The sequence below is a fragment of the Pseudomonas sp. HN11 genome (genome assembly GCF_021390155.1).
Taxonomy (GTDB): domain Bacteria; phylum Pseudomonadota; class Gammaproteobacteria; order Pseudomonadales; family Pseudomonadaceae; genus Aquipseudomonas.
Genome location: NZ_CP089985.1, coordinates 4,328,698 through 4,345,327 on the forward strand (window position 1 = coordinate 4,328,698; position 16,630 = coordinate 4,345,327).

At 55.9% G+C, this 16,630-nt stretch carries 12 protein-coding genes, 1 tRNA gene and 1 pseudogene; 5 read left to right on the forward strand and 9 right to left on the reverse strand.

Annotation, left to right across the window (positions count from 1 at the left end; all coding sequences use genetic code 11):
* Window positions 1-84: 84 nt before the first annotated feature.
* Window positions 85-3,567, forward strand: a complete 3,483-nt coding sequence (locus LVW35_RS19730; RefSeq protein WP_233891680.1) for an indolepyruvate ferredoxin oxidoreductase family protein — start codon at window positions 85-87, stop codon at window positions 3,565-3,567.
* 91 nt (window positions 3,568-3,658) lie between these two features.
* Window positions 3,659-3,769, forward strand: a pseudogene (locus LVW35_RS19735) (amino acid dehydrogenase); the annotation flags it as partial.
* Between the two features lie 32 nt (window positions 3,770-3,801).
* Here LVW35_RS19735 and LVW35_RS19740 read toward each other — a convergent pair.
* The 6 genes from LVW35_RS19740 to LVW35_RS19765 form a co-directional block, all read right to left on the reverse strand.
* Window positions 3,802-4,578, reverse strand: coding sequence for an SDR family NAD(P)-dependent oxidoreductase (locus LVW35_RS19740; RefSeq protein WP_233891681.1), 777 nt, complete (start codon window positions 4,576-4,578; stop codon window positions 3,802-3,804).
* A gap of 108 nt (window positions 4,579-4,686) precedes the next feature.
* Window positions 4,687-6,882, reverse strand: coding sequence for a xanthine dehydrogenase family protein molybdopterin-binding subunit (locus LVW35_RS19745; RefSeq protein ID WP_233891682.1), 2,196 nt, complete (start codon window positions 6,880-6,882; stop codon window positions 4,687-4,689).
* Entirely contained in the window at window positions 6,883-7,869 is a 987-nt protein-coding gene (locus LVW35_RS19750) for an FAD binding domain-containing protein (protein WP_233891683.1), read from the reverse strand. It lies immediately after the preceding gene.
* Window positions 7,856-8,488, reverse strand: a complete 633-nt coding sequence (locus tag LVW35_RS19755) for a (2Fe-2S)-binding protein (protein WP_233896521.1) — start codon at window positions 8,486-8,488, stop codon at window positions 7,856-7,858. Before LVW35_RS19755 ends, LVW35_RS19750 begins: the two co-directional genes overlap by 14 nt.
* 253 nt (window positions 8,489-8,741) lie before the next feature.
* On the reverse strand, window positions 8,742-9,878 hold the full coding sequence (locus LVW35_RS19760) for an MFS transporter (RefSeq protein WP_233891684.1): 1,137 nt from the start codon (window positions 9,876-9,878) through the stop codon (window positions 8,742-8,744).
* Window positions 9,879-10,053: 175 nt separating this feature from the next.
* Window positions 10,054-10,959, reverse strand: coding sequence for a LysR family transcriptional regulator (locus LVW35_RS19765; protein ID WP_233891685.1), 906 nt, complete (start codon window positions 10,957-10,959; stop codon window positions 10,054-10,056).
* A gap of 111 nt (window positions 10,960-11,070) precedes the next feature.
* Here LVW35_RS19765 and LVW35_RS19770 point away from each other — a divergent pair, with 111 nt between their 5' ends.
* Window positions 11,071-11,922: an NmrA family NAD(P)-binding protein gene (locus LVW35_RS19770; RefSeq protein ID WP_233891686.1), complete on the forward strand. Its 852-nt coding sequence runs from the start codon at window positions 11,071-11,073 to the stop codon at window positions 11,920-11,922.
* A gap of 318 nt (window positions 11,923-12,240) precedes the next feature.
* Here LVW35_RS19770 and LVW35_RS19775 read toward each other — a convergent pair.
* Together LVW35_RS19775 and LVW35_RS19780 are read right to left on the reverse strand one after the other, a co-directional pair.
* Window positions 12,241-12,316, reverse strand: a tRNA-Asn gene (locus tag LVW35_RS19775).
* Between the two features lie 60 nt (window positions 12,317-12,376).
* Complete coding sequence (locus tag LVW35_RS19780) at window positions 12,377-13,273, reverse strand: LysR family transcriptional regulator (RefSeq protein ID WP_233891687.1); 897 nt, start codon at window positions 13,271-13,273, stop codon at window positions 12,377-12,379.
* Between the two features lie 102 nt (window positions 13,274-13,375).
* On the opposite strand from LVW35_RS19780, the gene lldD reads away from it, so the two are divergent.
* Both lldD and LVW35_RS19790 read left to right on the forward strand, forming a co-directional pair.
* Window positions 13,376-14,506 carry an FMN-dependent L-lactate dehydrogenase LldD gene (gene lldD / locus LVW35_RS19785; RefSeq protein ID WP_233891688.1) on the forward strand — a complete coding sequence of 377 codons (1,131 nt, stop codon included), beginning with the start codon at window positions 13,376-13,378 and terminating at the stop codon, window positions 14,504-14,506.
* 362 nt (window positions 14,507-14,868) lie between these two features.
* Window positions 14,869-15,795, forward strand: a complete 927-nt coding sequence (locus tag LVW35_RS19790) for a GGDEF domain-containing protein (protein WP_233891689.1) — start codon at window positions 14,869-14,871, stop codon at window positions 15,793-15,795.
* 25 nt (window positions 15,796-15,820) lie between these two features.
* Here LVW35_RS19790 and LVW35_RS19795 read toward each other — a convergent pair whose 3' ends face one another.
* Window positions 15,821-16,588, reverse strand: coding sequence for a TenA family transcriptional regulator (locus LVW35_RS19795; RefSeq protein WP_442799691.1), 768 nt, complete (start codon window positions 16,586-16,588; stop codon window positions 15,821-15,823).
* Between the last annotated feature and the right edge of the window lie 42 nt (window positions 16,589-16,630).

Sequence of the window (16,630 nt, forward strand, 5' to 3'; positions counted from 1 at the left end):
TAAATCACGCTTTTCCCCTGAACATTGGCCACACCCGCTACGGCTATTTTTTTAAGATGGGCCGAACGTTTCGGAGGGTTAGCCATGGCTCAGAATAATAACTACGGGCTCGAAGACATCTATTCACAAGATGGTCGAGTATTCATTTCAGGTATTCAGGCACTGGTTCGCCTACCCATCATGCAACGGCGCCTAGATCGGGCTCGCGGTCTGAATACCGCTGGCCTTGTGTCTGGGTACCGAGGCTCTCCACTGGGCGCTTACGACCAACAGCTGTGGCGAGCTGCCCGGCAACTCAAAGAGAACGACATCGTGTTCCAGCCGGGCCTTAATGAGGATCTGGCTGCAACTGCGTTGTGGGGTGCGCAGATGCACCGCGCGTTTGGTCCAACTAAAGTCGACGGAGTCTTCGGGATCTGGTACGGAAAAGGACCAGGCGTTGATCGGACGGGAGACGTTTTCCGAAGCGCCAACGTCATGGGGACCTCAAAGCTAGGGGGTGTTCTGGCGGTATCAGGAGATGACCATGCTGCACAATCTTCCATGTACCCCCATCAAACGGATGGCATTTTCCAGTCTGCTTCAATGCCGGTGCTTCAACCAGCGAGCGTGGCCGAAGTTGTAGAGTTCGGGCTTGCAGGTATTGAGCTGTCGCGTTTCAGCGGGCTGTGGGTCGGCCTGAAAACCATTGCAGAGGTTGTCGAAGCCGCCGCTGTTGTAGATTTCCGCGCTCCCGTCGTTCATCGCACGCCTCTCGATGAAGATCCTGGCCTGCCCAGCTTCAACTGGGACCCAAGGGTCATCTGGCCAAACCAGCGGTATGAGCTCGAGCGTCGCGTCATTGAACTAAGGTTGCCGGCTGCCCGCCGCTGGGCCCATGCGAACGGCTTGGACAAGATCCTGGTAGCTGCAAAATCAAAGCGCATAGGCATCGTTACGGTCGGTAAAGCTCACCAGGATCTCATGCAGGCGTTGGTCGATTTGAGGCTGAGTACTGCAACGTTGCAGACTCTCGGCGTCTCGATCTACAAGGTTGCAATGAGCTGGCCATTGGAAACAGTGGGCATGACCGAATTTGCGCGTGACCATGAAGAGCTCCTTGTCATCGAAGAAAAACGTGGCACTGTTGAGGGGCAAATCAAGGAAGCCCTGTTCCACATCTCTGCCAGTTCTCGTCCTCGAGTTATTGGGAAGCAGGACCCAGACGGAAGACCATTGCTTCCAGAGGTTTCCGAATTCTCACCTTTGATTCTGGCGCGTGTGCTTGTTGATCGCCTGGGTGGAGGCGAACTGCGCCAGCGGCTCGCGGAGCTTGAAGCATTGAGTGTGATGCCTGCATCGAACAAGAGCTTTCCGGTCAGGACGCCTTATTTCTGCTCCGGCTGCCCGCATAACACTTCTACCCGAACCCCGGATGGTTCCATCAGCGGTGGTGGCATCGGCTGTCATGTAATGGCGCTGATGCAGCCAGAGCTTAAAACCAATACGTTCTGCCAAATGGGGGGAGAAGGTATGCAATGGGCAGGCGCGCAAGCTTTTTCCCAAACCCAGCATATTTTCCAAAATCTTGGAGACGGTACCTATCAGCACTCTGGCCTGTTGGCCATTCGCGCGGCTTTGGCGTTGGGTACCAACATTACCTACAAAATTCTCTACAACGATGCCGTTGCAATGACCGGCGGCCAACCCGCCGAAGGGGTAAACGATCCCGCCCGCATTACCCGACAATTGCATGCTGAAGGCGTAAAGACGGTTGTGCTGGTTTCTGACCAGCCCGGCAAGTGGGTAAATTCTTCGGGACTGGCGCCCGGCGTTGAAGTCCATCATCGGGATAAATTGGATACCGTCCAAAGGCGTCTACGCGATATCCCTGGCGTGACGGCAATCGTCTATGAGCAGACCTGTGCGGCAGAAAAACGCCGCAGGAAGAAAAAGGCTGCGCCATCCGTTCAAGAAAAACGCTTGTTGATCAACCCCCGCGTATGCGAAGGGTGCGGCGATTGCTCGGTTCAATCCAACTGCATCGCGATCGAGCCACTCGAGACCTCATTCGGACGTAAGCGTGCTATCAACCAGACAAGCTGTAATACCGATATGTCCTGTCTCAAAGGGTTTTGTCCCAGTTTCGTGGAGATCGAGGGTGGTAGGTTGGCGAAACCATCCGGGCCGGACGGGGAACTGGAGCGGCTTCTCATTGACGCACTTGTGCCTCCTAAAGAGATTGACTTAGGAGCTGGCAGTTACAACGTTATGCTGGCCGGTATAGGCGGGACCGGTGTACTCACTGTAGGAGCGTTGCTGGGCATGGCTGCCCTACTCGATGGCAAGGTCTCGAACGTGCTGGACTTCACCGGCTTTGCGCAAAAAAACGGCGCTGTGTTGAGCCAGGTCAAAATCAGCAGCGCAACAGGGGAAATCTTCGCCTCCCGCATCAGTCCAGGAGAGGCTGATTTGCTGATCGGTGCTGACCTAGTAGTGTCCTGCGCCTCGGATATCTCATTACGTCTGTCACCGAACCGGACATCAGTTGTGTTGAGCACTGAGCAGGTGCCTACCGCACAGGTTATTCACTTTCGAGATGCAACTCAGCCAATCGATGAAATGACCGAGCACCTTCGGCAACGCACTGACGCAACGTCCTTTCATGCCCTATCCGCCGGCGCGCTAGCTAAGGCACTATTTGGTGACACCACCACCGTCCATGTATTACTTCTTGGTTACGCATGGCAGAAAGGACTGCTGCCCCTGAGCCTGCCATCGCTGGAGCGCGCGATAGAGCTCAATGGGGTCGCACCGCAGCTCAACAAGCGGGCTTTTTCATGGGGACGGATCGCTGCCACAAACCCAGATGCAGTCGCTCAAATCATGGGGTCAACGGATCGAACTCCGCATTCGGTTTCTGAGCGCGTCGAGGATCTTGTGTCGCTACGCCATGAGGATCTGACCGCATACCAAGACGCGGCTTACGCCAAGCGATACAGCGAGCTGGTCGATGCAGCACGTGCTGCCGAGTCACGTGTGGTTCCGGGATCGGAAAAACTGGCAGCTGCCGTGGCTAAGAATGCCTACAAATTGATGGCGTACAAAGACGAGTATGAAGTCGCCAGGCTCTACGCATCAGCTGACTTCAAGAAAAGTCTGTCTGCTCAATTCACTGATGTTGGCAAGCTATCCGTCTGGTTGGCCCCTCCCCTGTTCGCGCGCCTGAATCCGGCCACAGGCAGACCTCGAAAAATGAAATTCGGCCCATGGGCTTTTAAAGGCTTCGCCTTACTCGCAGCGCTCAAGGGCCTGAGGGGGACATTATTCGACCCTTTTTCGTACACCCGTGAACGTGCAGATGAACGTGCCTTGATCATCCATTACTTCAGGTTGGTACACGAGACCCTGAGCGAGTTGAATCCCGGCAACTATGAGCATGCTCTTCAGGTACTTCAGCTACCTGATGACATAAGAGGCTTCGGTCCAGTCAAGCAAAAGTCCATAGAAGCCTATTACGAAAATCATCGTCGGCTCATGGCACGGAAACGGGCCACACCCTCATCGCTGATCACGTCCCAAGCCTAACGATTATTCATCGGATTTCGAAGAGGTACCACGCCGTGGAAATTTCCAAACTCGATCAGTTTGATCATCACGAACACGTCCCTCGGACGGCGCTAATAATCAATTGGTCGCCCTGCGACATGCCGATGCGCTCGCCGCGAGAAAGATTTTATACGCTCCAGATTACGTCATTAACGCAGGGAGCCTCATTCAATTGGCGCTGGCCGCCCTGAGCCGGCCAGTGCGTGTCACTCGTCACCGTCCAGGTAGTACGATCCCTGAAACTTTCTGGCAAAAATCCAGCAGCCGGGTTTGAAGAGTTAAATCCCCGGCTCGAGTATCCATCTCACGACGTTGCAAATGATAAAAGTATCCCCCAGTGACGTGCGTGGCAGGATCCAGACCTTCAGCTAGCCAGACTTGGGTAAGGTGCCCTTGGCTAAGATCATCATTGGCCTGTTCACCCCCCATTTTAGTCTGGACCCAACCTGGCTCCAGGGCGTTTACCAACACATCAGGCCATAGGCGGGCCACTGCTCTCGAAAGCAATGCATCCATGAATTTGCTTTCTGAGTAAGCTTTCATTCCGTCCCAATTACGAATACTCCAGCTGAGATCATCAATATCTATCTCAGCAGCGTCGTGAAGCAGTGAGCTGAGGTAGATAAGTCGCTTAGGCTTTTTAATAAGAGCTGTCAGAACGTACGGTGCTAATACGTTGACTGCGAAAACATGGGACAGCCCATCCTCAGTTTCGATACGGTAAGGCTCTCGGTAGCCCACCCCGACGTTATGGATGATTGCATCGAATGGCCCAAGGCGATTAGCCTGTTCCGCAACATTCTTCATTTGGGAAACGTGGGATAGATCCCCGACCACCACGGGCGTCCCTCTTGAGATTTTTTCTTTGACCTGGTCGGCCCTGTCCTTAGTCCGTGCGTGCAGTACAACCTCATGTCCCCTTTCCAAGAGCAGTTCAGCCGCCATGAAACCAAGACCGTCTGCGGATCCAGTAATAAATACTCGAGCCATTATTGATACCTCTATATATTGAAATTAATTTGCAGTAACACATAGGTCGCACACACTTTTTACGCTGTTGCGATCAGAATCAATGGCTGGAGAGGGACAGCCCTTGGATCAAAGAATGATCTTGTCGGGAGTGATCGGAAGATCACGAACCCGCAGCCCTATAGCATCAAAGATGGCATTACCCACTGCCGCCGCCACTCCGGTAGCACCGAGCTCACCGATCCCCTTCGCTCCAGTGGGTCCCGCATTTGCGTCAAACTCATCAATGAAAGAAACATCGATATTCGGGGGGATGTCCGCCTGGACCGGGATAGCAACGCCTGCAAGATCTTTTGCCAACCAACGCCCCAGATTCGGATCGAAATGGCTGGCCTCCATCGTCGCCATACCCCATCCCCACACAATCCCGCCAATCATTTGTGAGCGAGCGGTCATGGCATTGATGATGCGCCCAGCGCTGTAGACACCGGTTGCGCGACGCAATCGCACCAAACCAACCTCAGGGTCTACGCCAACTTCCACAAAAATCACTCCGAAACTTCGCGCTGGGTGCTCTGGGCTCCCCATATCAACCGGGGCATTGGCGGGCAAATCGAAGGAGCCGTCTGCACCGAGCTCCATCACCCCCGCCTCAGAAAGCACCTCTTGCACTGTCCGAGACTTCCCCTGAAAGCTCAGCACACCATTTTCGATGGTGACTTGTTCCTGCGGCCAGCCCGCAAGCCTCAACAACTTAGTACGAACCTCAGCTGCTGCGCGCTGTACTGCGGCACCGGTGCTAACCGTGGTACCCGAACCGTATGTAGGCCCGGAGTAAGGGAGTCGAGTATCCCCTGAGACAGCTCTGACTTTATGGGGGGACAGGCCGAGCGTTGCCGCGGCGATTTGAGGGAAGATCGTTGCCGGTCCAGTACCTATGTCACAGAAACTGGATTCCACAACTGCAGTGCCGTCAAAGCGTAGCCGCACCTTGGCAGTGGAATGGAATCGAGCCTGTCCCTGACTGCAGTCGGCCATTCCAAACCCGAGATGCCAGTGCCCATCTCTGGTCCCACCCTTGGAGCGCTCACGCCAACCAAAGCGACGGGCCCCTTCCTCATAGGCTTCTCGCAATTTTTTCGACGACCAGGCTTTTCCAGTTTCGGGGTCGACTTCGGCATAGTTACGCAGACGCAGCTCCAAAGGATCAATTCCAAGCTTAACTGCCAATTCATCCATTGCCGAGCCGAGTGCCCAGGAGCCGGGACCATCCCAAGGGGACCTCATGAAGGTCGGTAAAACGATGTTCCCACGGCGGACCAGTTGCTCGGTCTGAATATTGTCGCAGGCATAAAACGACTTGGCTGAGGCGCTGGCAAACTCGACATAGTCCTCAGTGGTGCTTGTAATGTTATCAACCACCAAGTTGATTCCGGCCAAGCGGCCATTTTCATCTGCGCCTAAATCAACAGCCTGATTCAGTTGAGGCTGATAACCGACCATGCTGTAAAGGTGCTGTCGAGTCAGCACCAGCTTCACCGGTCTTCCTACCACGCGAGCAGCCATACTGGTGAGGATCTCGTGTGGCCAGATGAAGGCTTTCGTCCCAAATCCACCGCCTGTATGAGGAGAAAGCACTCGGACCTTCGCCGGATCAATTCCGAATACGGCTGCCAACGCATTCTGGACCGCGGGCAGGTGTTGGACCGAGTCAAAGACAGTCAACCCTTCTTCGTCCCACTGAGCCAAAATCGCAGGCGGTTCCATGGGATTGCCATGCCTTGAGGGCTGGCTGTACTGCTCATTAATCGAGGCGTGGGAATCACGAATCGCCGTCTCGACGGAGCCCTTTTTGAAACTCAGTGCGCCTGATTTCACATAAGAACCTCGGTCCTGCGCAGGCACTATCGCCGGAGCAGATTCAGGTACGGCAAAGCTGCGCTTCGTATAGCGGACTCTCACGCGCGCAGCACCAGCTTCGGCCGCAAGCAACGACTCGGCCAACACCATGGCAACAGGCTGGCCCTCATACTCAATCACGGTGTCTTGCATCGGGATAAAGCGAGACGCCAGCGGAGGAACTGAGATGTTTTTCAGATTTTCATGAACCTTGGGCATGTCTTTCGCTTGCAGCACTTTGACAACGCCTGGCACTTTCATTGCTGCGCAAAGATCAACGCTACTCACAGAGCCGGCAGGCACACTTGCGGTTACGAACGTCGCATACAGCTGGCCGACAAGGTTTTGGTCAGACGCATAGCGTGCGCGCCCTGTGACCTTTGTCGGGCCGTCGAATCGGGTGATGCCTTCTCCGAGATTATTCATTCAGGCCCTCGCCGCTGTGTTGATCGTGCGGATGGTCGCGTTTCTGGCAATTTTGATTTTGTAGCCGTTCCTCGAGAGAGGACGCGCTTCTGCAAACCCTTCATCGACTGCTGCTGATACTTCGGGCGCATCGAACGCCATACCGATCAAGCGCTGCTCCGTCGCATGCAGGCGCCAAGGTTTCATCGCCACAGAACCTAAGGCGATTCTGGCGGCAAGGATCGTACGATTGTCTGCATCCAAGCGCAGTGCAACAGCTACGGAAACGGTGGCGTACTCATAACTTTCACGCTCGCGGATTTTCAGGTACGCGGATTTTCTCCATCCCGGTCCAAGCTCAATGCCAGTAATCAGTTCGCCAGGCTTGAGGATGGTATGGGCGACAGGATCCACATCGGGTGTAACATGGAATTGCGTGGCTGGAATTCGTCTCATGCCGGTGGCGCTATAGACCAGTAAGAAAGCATCAAGCGCCGCCAATGCAACTGCCGGATCAGAAGGTTGGACAGCTACGCAAGATGTAGTCCAACCAAAGATTGCATGCTTGTCATTGAACCCATTCAACGCGGCGCACCCGGAGCCTGGAGTCCGCTTGTTGCAAGGGGTGTCATCATCAGAGCGATAGTAGGGACAACGTACGCGCTGCAAGGGATTTGCGCCGATGGTGGCGAGATTTCGGATCTGGGCCGATGCAGCTTTCAAAATGGCCTGAGAGAGCACGGGGTAGTCGCGAACGATATCTGGATGCTCCGCAACATCATTGAGTTTGGCCAATGCACCCACTCTCAACCCATGCCCGTGCAGCTCTTCTATGGAATCAATCCCTGGCACCCTTGTGATGTCTACAACACGCTTAGGGGCGGCAATGCCTATGCGCATCCAATTCAGCAGTTCAGTTCCACCGGCCAAAAAAGAAGAATCTTTATCGCCCGCGAATTTGACTGCATCCTGGATCGATAGCGGTTGGTAAAACTCAAAGGGTTCCATCGCCGCCTCCATTGAGTTTTGCAGCGGCTGATGCGACGGCGGCACTGATCTGCGGGTAGGCCGAACACCGGCAAATATTCCCGCTCATCCATTCACGAATTTCGCCATTGGTCCGGGTATGGCCCTCTTCGATACAAGCGACCGCAGACATGATTTGCCCCGACGTGCAGAATCCGCACTGAAACGCATCATGGTCAATGAAGGCCTGCTGAACGGGGTGAAGCTGTCCCCCCTCCGAAAGCCCTTCAATCGTCTGCACCTGCTTACCCTCGATAGTGGCTGCGAATACAAGACAAGCGTTGACTCGACGACCATTCAGCAACACGGTGCAGGCACCGCACTCGCCTCTGTTGCAGCCTTTTTTGGTGCCTGTGAGGTGTAACTTCTCCCGCAAGAGATCGAGTAGGGTCAAAGCAGGCTCCACCTGCAACGCGTACGCTACTTTATTGATCGTTACATGGATCGGCAGTTGCGAATCCACTGCAACAGTAGGCTCTTTAAGCTCGACTCGGTGTGTGGCGGCGAGAGTGCTACCTACGGTGAACGTCGTTGCGGCAAACATGCCGCTTTTGAGAATTGCTCGCCGGCTCAATGACGGTAGGCCGTTCGCAGGATCCATTGTCGATTTCAAGCCGCTCGCGTCGTTATCGTTACCTTCAAATTCAGAAGACATAACCAACCTCGAACTAAATGACTTAAGCGCAGGGGTATCGGTTAACTGATACGCGAAGCACATCAGAACCATATTTTTCTGATGTTTAGTCTCGTCACTGCTATCTGCAGGTGCAATGACAAGCAGGTCATTTGAGCCATGACTGCCAGTCATGAAACCAAGCGCAAAATTGCTTGACAGAGGCGTGGGGGGGCTCGGTTCAAACCTCCATCGAGAACGACTGAAGGTTTATGAACAGGCCAACTACCCAGGCAATGGTGGCGGCCGACAGCGCCACGCATCCGGGTAGATACCCATGCGCGAAAAAAAGTGGAGAGGCTGACGCGGAGCCCACCGCCCCGCCCGCAAAAAAAGTAGCGATGTACAGACTGTTCAATCGATTGGCGGCATTGGGTTGCAGTAGAAGTATCCGTCGCTGGGCTATGACGTGACAGGTCTGAACACCTGCACTGATCAGAAATGCCGCGCCGAGCAATGCCCAAAAGGAGTCGATACGCACCCAGGCCAAACATCCCAGCGCGACACATGTGCTGCCTGCCATGGATGTAATTCCTGAGAGCCCTCTATCGGCAAACCATCCAGCCACCGGTGCAGCGAGAGCCCCACCTACGCCGATCAATCCAAAGTAAGCCAACGCGTTTGCTCCGATGTCGTATCGAGTGCGCAGCTCTAGTGGTGCAGTCACCCAAAACAAACTGAAGATTCCAAAAAACAAAGCTTGGCAGAGCGCACGGCGGCGCAGTTCTGGATGCTTTAGCCAAAGGGTAGGTAGTGAACTGATCAGGGATAGATATGGCGCTCCACCCTCAGGTCGTCTCACCACAAGGACGATTCTCAGTGACAGCGCCAAGAGAGCAATGAGCCCTGCATCGCCGATATACAGTGCACGCCAACCAAAGTGGCTGTTTATCAGAGCAGCTGCTGGCCATGCGAGAAGCACCCCGAACAGTAGCCCAGCGGTGACCCGACCTACAGTTTGTCCTCGGTTCACGGATGAGCTCATTGACGCCGCCATCACCACGATGGATTGAACTGCAATTGAAGCCACTCCTATGAAAAAGCATGCGAAAAGAAACAAGCCGCCAGTGCTTGCGATCCCAGCCGTAAATAATGCCCCGATGGAAAGGAAAAGATTGCAGAGCAAAAGCCGTCGATTCTCGATCCGATCACCCAAGGGAGCAATCAGTAGCAAGGCAAGGCAGTAACCGACTTGGCTAAGGGTCACTGGCAATCCAACGGCCCAAGATCCAAGCCCAAGGGAGGGGCTGATGACGTTAACCAGTGGTTGCGCGAAGTAGCTTCCGGCGCTGATGAGAGTGCAGGCAAAAGCCAGCAACCCAGTCAATCCACTCGATATGGTGCTGTGCTCTGTATTAAGTCGCATGAGAAAAACCCATTTACCAATTGATATGGCAGTCAGGGTATCCAGCGATCATTCATGTCGGCACATCGTACTCGTCAAATCAAAAATGACGGCGAATCATTAATAGGCAGAGCGCTCGAAGGTCGTCTTATCGACTGAGAGCGACTACAAATTCAAGAAATGCCCGCACCTTGGCGGGTGGCAAGTGCCGAGACGGGTACAACGCATAGAGAGGAAAATATTCATCAGGCCAATCCGCAAAGAGCTCGATGAGCCGCCCCTCACGCAGGGCCGCCTCTACACCCAGCTCCAAAACCTGTGCCACGGCCTGCCCCTCCTCGCAGATTCGGTGCATCGTGCCTACGTCATTGACCATCAACCTACCGTGCGTCTTGACGCTTACACGCTCCTGACCTCGATGGAATTCCCAAATGAAAGGCTTGCCGGTTTGAGGATTTCGGAAATCGACACAAACATGGGCCGAACTCTCTAGGTCGCAGGGATGAAGTGGACGACCGTGTTTCTTCAGATAAGCCGGCGAAGCAACAGTGAGCACTCGTGTTTGAAGAAGTTGTCTGCCTATGAGCGAGGAAGATGGTTGCTCGCCAAAGCGCACAGCAAGATCTACTCCGTCTGCTACCAGGTCTCCCATCTGCTCTCGGGTCACGAGGTCCAACTCAATGGCAGGATAGGTAGCCATGAAACTTCCGAGGGCAGGCGCCAGGATCAGCCTGGAAAAATACGGGTCCATATTGACTCGAAGCTTCCCCCGCACTGCAATTGCACTGCCAGAGGCGACCGTAGCCGCTTCCTCCAGTCCGGCGAGCAGTGGCGCAACTTCTTCATACAGCCGACGCCCTTCGTCTGTGAGCTTCACCGACCGAGTGGTCCGGTCAAACAAACGGATCCCCAACCTCGCTTCGAGACGGGCGACAGCCCTGCTGACCCCGGACTGAGTCATGTCCAGCGCATCTGCAGCCTTAACGAAGCTGCCGCTATCAACCACGGCTGAGAGCACCCCCATACCGCTGACCAAACGCGCGTCGAAGCTCATTAATGATTTTCCATCATGGCGTTAATGACATTCATGATATCGCGGGAAGTTTGGAAGCAACGCAATAATTCGCCCATAGCGGCAACGGGTCGCTCTTCAAGAGGAACTCACATGTATACGGTAATGGGTGTTACAGGCCAAGTAGGCGCGGAAGTTGCCCGCAATCTTCTGACTGCGAATAAACGCGTCAGGGTCGTGGTACGTGACGCTGAAAAAGGCAAAGTTTGGGCTGCCAAAGGATGCGAGGTTGCGGTTGCAGACGCTAATGATGTGAGTGCGCTGACCGCCGCGTTCACTGCCAGTACTGGCGTATTCGTTCTGTTACCTCCCAACTTTGATCCTTCCGAAGGCTTTCCGGAAACACGCTACATCATCGAGAACCTGCGCTCAGCGCTGGAAACAGCGAAACCTGAGAAGGTGTTGTGCATCTCGACGATTGGCGCCCAAGCACCTCAGCAGAATTTGCTGACCCAGTTGCAAATCCTAGAACAGAGTTTTGGTACGTTGGACTTGCCGATCACCTTCTTGCGTCCAGCCTGGTTCATGGAAAACAGTCTCTGGGATATCGAGCCCGCCAAGAGCAACGGCCTGATTCCAAGCTTCCTTCAGCCATTGGATAAGCCAGTTCCTATGATCGCGACTGCTGACGTGGGCAAAGTAAGCGCTGAGTTGCTGCAGGAAAACTGGTTCGGCAAACGAATCGTGGAGCTGGAATCTGAGCAACAGGTTACGCCTAATGACATCGCTGCGACGTTATCAGAGCTGCTGGATAAGCCGGTAACAATGGATGTGGTGCCCAGCGATAGGTGGGAAGCACTGTTCCACTCTCAAGGGATGAACAACCCTCATCCACGTATTCGGATGCTCCACGGTTTCAATGAAGGCTGGATTCGCTTCGAAGGTATCCCTCGCAAGGGACGCGTTGGATTGAAAGAAGTTCTGGCGCAGCTTCTCTCCCGCTGATAGCTAGTACGTACGACGCGACATTGATCTCGCAGCCGTACCATCCTTTAAAACGATGGCGCCTAGCTTGAGAGGATTACGTTAGCGAGTAACTGTCCTCGCCGCCCGCGTCGCGAGCGGCGATCCAATCTGGAGTCCGATACATGACTCCGGCCCGCCTTTGGTTGAAACGACTGCAGCGACTTTCATGGGGCTTCCCTCTGAATCGTAGGATTAGAGACGGCTTCATGCTGGTCACGCTGTGTGCTTTGATCACCCGAAGAAATCCAAGGCAAAAAAAAGCCTGCATCTCTGCAGGCTTCTCTTTATATCGCTATCTGGCTCCACGACCTGGACTCGAACCAGGGACCCAATGATTAACAGTCATTTGCTCTACCAACTGAGCTATCGCGGAATGCGCCGTATGTTACTGATTAAAAAGGATAAGTCAAGCCTTCCGCGGCATTTGGCGTGATTAAACCGGATAATCGGTTGAAACCGCGTGCTCCCTGGCCAACTTCAGCCACGCCAAAGCGGCCGGTGGCAGGTGAGCGCTGGCGCGCCAGGCCAGGGCGATGTGCCAGTCGGTGTGGGGTTCATCCAAGGGAATCAGGGCGATGCCAGCGTGTTGATGTTTGTACGCCAGCATGCGAGGCACAAAGGCCACGCCCAAGCCGGCAGCGACCAGGTCGATGATGAAGTCGATCTGCCCGCTGCGGGCTGTCACCTTGGGGGCGACGCCTTTGCGCTCGCAGGCGGCGAGGATCTTGGCGTTCAAGGCGAAGCCCGCTTCGAACAGGATGAACGGCGAATCGGCCAGGTGGGTGAAGTCGATCCGCTCAAGGTGAGCCAGCGGATGGCTGATGGGCAGCACGGCCATCAGCGGCTCATTGCGCACGGGCTGGTAATCAAAGTCTTCGTCCACCGGCAGCAACAGCGCGGCAAGGTCCACCTCCCCCGCTTCCAGGCACTCGCGGAGGCGTTTGCTGCCGTACTCGGTGAGTTCGATGTCGATGTCCGGGTAGCGGCTGCGGTAGGTGGCGAACATCGTCGCGAACAGCACGCCGCAACCCACCGGCGGCAGGCCGATGCGCAGTACGCCGCGCTTGAGGCCGCACAGGTCGTTGATCTCGGCCACCAGATCGTTGCGCTCGGCGAGCAGCACCAAGGCCCGGCGGTAGGCAATTTCACCGGCGGCGGTGAGTTCGTTACGGTGGCCCAGGCGATTGAGCAACGGCGTGCCCAGTTCGTCTTCCAGGGTCTTGACCGCCTTGCTTACGCTGGATTGAGTCAAGGACACCACCTCGGCGGCCTGGGAGAAACCACCTTGGCGCACCACTTCGACAAAGACGCGCAATGTTCTCAGGTTCATCAGTATTCCTTTGGCGACTGCCTACCAGCGATAAAAGTTGTTTTTATCATGCCAGAGCTTTGCCTATCCTGACTCTATCTTGCCTTGTGGAGCCTCCCAATAATGATCATCTCGTCCGCCTCCGATTACCGCGCAGCCGCCAAGCGCAAGCTACCGCGCTTCCTGTTCGACTACATCGATGGCGGTGCCTACGCCGAACACACGCTGCGCGCCAACAGTTCGGACCTGGCCGAGATCAGCCTGCGCCAGCGCATCCTGCGCAATGTGGACAACCTGAGCTTGAAGACGACGGTGTTTGGCCAGGAACTCGACATGCCAGTCATCCTCAGCCCGGTAGGCCTCACCGGCATGTACGCGCGACGCGGCGAAGTGCAGGCGGCCAAGGCGGCGGCGATCAAGGGCATTCCGTTCTGCCTGTCGACAGTGTCGGTATGCCCGATTGAAGAAGTGGCGTCGCAAAGCGTGCAGGCAATCTGGTTCCAGCTGTATGTGCTCAAGGACCGTGGCTTCATGCGCAACGCGCTGGAGCGGGCCCAGGCGGCCGGCGTCACGACCTTGGTGTTTACCGTGGATATGCCGACACCTGGCGCGCGTTACCGCGACGCACACTCGGGGATGTCCGGGCCGTTCGCGGCGCAGCGGCGCATGCTGCAAGCCGTCACCAAGCCGCAATGGGCGTTTGATGTGGGGTTGATGGGCCGCCCCCACGACCTGGGCAATATCTCCAAGTACCTGGGCAAACCCACTCACTTGGAAGACTACATCGGTTGGCTGGCGAACAATTTCGACGCGTCCATCAGCTGGAAAGACCTCGAATGGATCCGCGACTTCTGGAAAGGCCCGATGATCATCAAAGGCATCCTCGACCCCCAGGATGCCAAGGATGCGGTGAGCTTCGGTGCCGATGGCATCGTGGTCTCGAACCATGGCGGCCGCCAGTTGGATGGCGTGCTGTCCACCGCCAAAGCACTGCCCCCGATTGCCGAAGCCGTGGGCGAGGACCTCACGGTGCTGGTGGACTCCGGCATCCGTTCCGGGCTGGACGTGGTGCGCATGCTCGCCCTGGGCGCCAGGGCCTGCCTGCTGGGGCGCGCCACCGCCTATGCGCTGGCCGCCGACGGCCAGCACGGTGTGGAAAATCTGCTGGACATCTTCGCCAAGGAAATGCGCGTGGCGATGACCTTGACCGGCGTCAGCTCCATCGCGCAGATCGACCGCACCACCCTGGTCTAGTATTGCTGTTCGACGGCGTTGTTTATTCGCGATAAACAATTTGATCCACAGGCATAGATCACCGCTTAGTGGCCAATTAACTGGCGTCATCGTTCGGCGACTGTTTTTAGCGATAAAAACAGTCGCTTGATTTATAAGGTTTTTTATTGAGTTGAACCTATCTGGCATGAATCTCGCTCTAAGCCTATTCAAGCAGGTTAAGCGATGACAAGACGTGCGGCGGCGCCCAGGGGTTATAACCCATTGCAAAGCGGTCTAAACTGTTACTCATGTTTTACGGAACTGAAGGAACAGTAAGACGCTTGGCACCCGCCATTCTCATCGAGCCTGTAAGACAGCTAAGTGCTAGAGGCCGGTCACTTATGAAAACACCTACCCAGACCAACGCAATTGACTTTGACAGTGCCAAATTGCAACGCCTGGGGTTTGGTCAACCATCCCTCCTCCCTCGCCGTCCCACCACCCTCGCCCAACTTCGCCAGCAACTGGGCCTACAACTGCAAACCAGCCTGGAACCGGAGCGTATCCTCGGTGTGTTCTTCCGTGAGATCCAGCGACTGGTGCCTTTGGATGCCTTGCAGTACCGCCACCAAGCCAGCGATTTGCGCCTGGAGTTCGGCCATCGCGGCCACCATTCGGTGAGCTACGCCCTGAGCCATGAAGGCGAGCATTTGGGTGAATTGATCTTTCGCCGCAATCAACGTCTGGTGGAAGAAGAGCTTGGCCAGCTTGAATCACTGCTGACCAGCCTGCTCTACCCGATGCGTAACGCCCTGCTCTACCGCGCCGCCACCCGTAGCGCCCTGCGCGACCCATTGACCGAAACCGGTAACCGCATCGCCATGGACCAGACCCTGCAACGGGAAATCGACATGGCGCGCCGGCACCTCAACCCGCTGTCCTTGCTGATGCTGGACATCGATCACTTCAAGGCCATCAACGACACCTACGGTCACGCCGCTGGCGATAAGGTGCTACGCGCCGTCGCCGGGGCGATCAAGAGCCAGTTGCGCAATGTGGACATGGTGTTCCGGTTTGGCGGGGAAGAGTTTCTGATCCTGCTGTCCAACACTGGCCGCGATGCGGCGAAAATGGTCGGTGAGCGCCTGCGCCAAGCAGCGCAGGCCCAGGATTACTGGGCGGATGGCACACGGATCGAATTGACGGTAAGCCTGGGTTGCTCGACCTTGCTGGCCGCCGAGTCTGCCGAAAGCCTGCTGCGCCGGGCCGACAGCGCCTTGTACGTGGCCAAGCGCGAAGGCCGCAACCGCCTGGCAATGGCGGGGTAAAAACGCCCCCGCCACCGTCATTACATCAGGCTTCGCTGGCGACCCGCGCCTGACGCTCATGCACCACGGCTGGGGCTTTTTCTTTCTCCAGGCGCATGCAGCTTTCCAGGAACAGGTACATGTAGTCGTAGCTCTTGCATACGGCTTGGCGCAGCTCGGTCTGCAGTTCCTTGGTCGGGTTCATCCCGGCCAGTGTGCAGATGATTTCCAGCGCTTCCCATGGATGTGCATCATCGTACTGCGCGTGCATCTTCAGCCATTTCATCGCACGCTTGCGGTCTTCCTCGGGAAAGGCCGCCGCATAGACGCCGGTAGAACACACCACGGCGGACCATTCTCCGGTCGCCCCTTCGATCGCGTAGTTGGTCGCGGCGATGGCCACGATCAGCGAATCGGCGGAACTGGTGTGCCAGCACCAATGGCTCAACGCGTGCAATTCCGGCGGCACGTTCTGGGCCTGCAACTCCTCCAGACTGACGCCGTGGGCACGCGCCCAATGCACCCAATAATCGGCGTGGTTGAGTTCCACACGTATATTGCGCATCAGCCAACGGCGCGCCATATCCTCCCCAGGATGACGGGCAAATTTGGTTTTGGTGAGGTTCTGTGCCATGTACAAGGCAAACTGCTCCACCACAGGCCAGCCACCGATCAGATAGTGGCGCATGGTCTTGGCGCTGAGCGTGTTGTCGCGCATGCGCTGATACAGTTCGTGTTCGACAACGCGGCGCTTGCTCTCGCTACAGTCCAGGATCAGTTTCTGCGTCCAGGCGGGGTAACTTGAGGCTTCCATAAGCGGGCCGGTTCTGTTGAATGTGTCGATCACTGTTAAGGC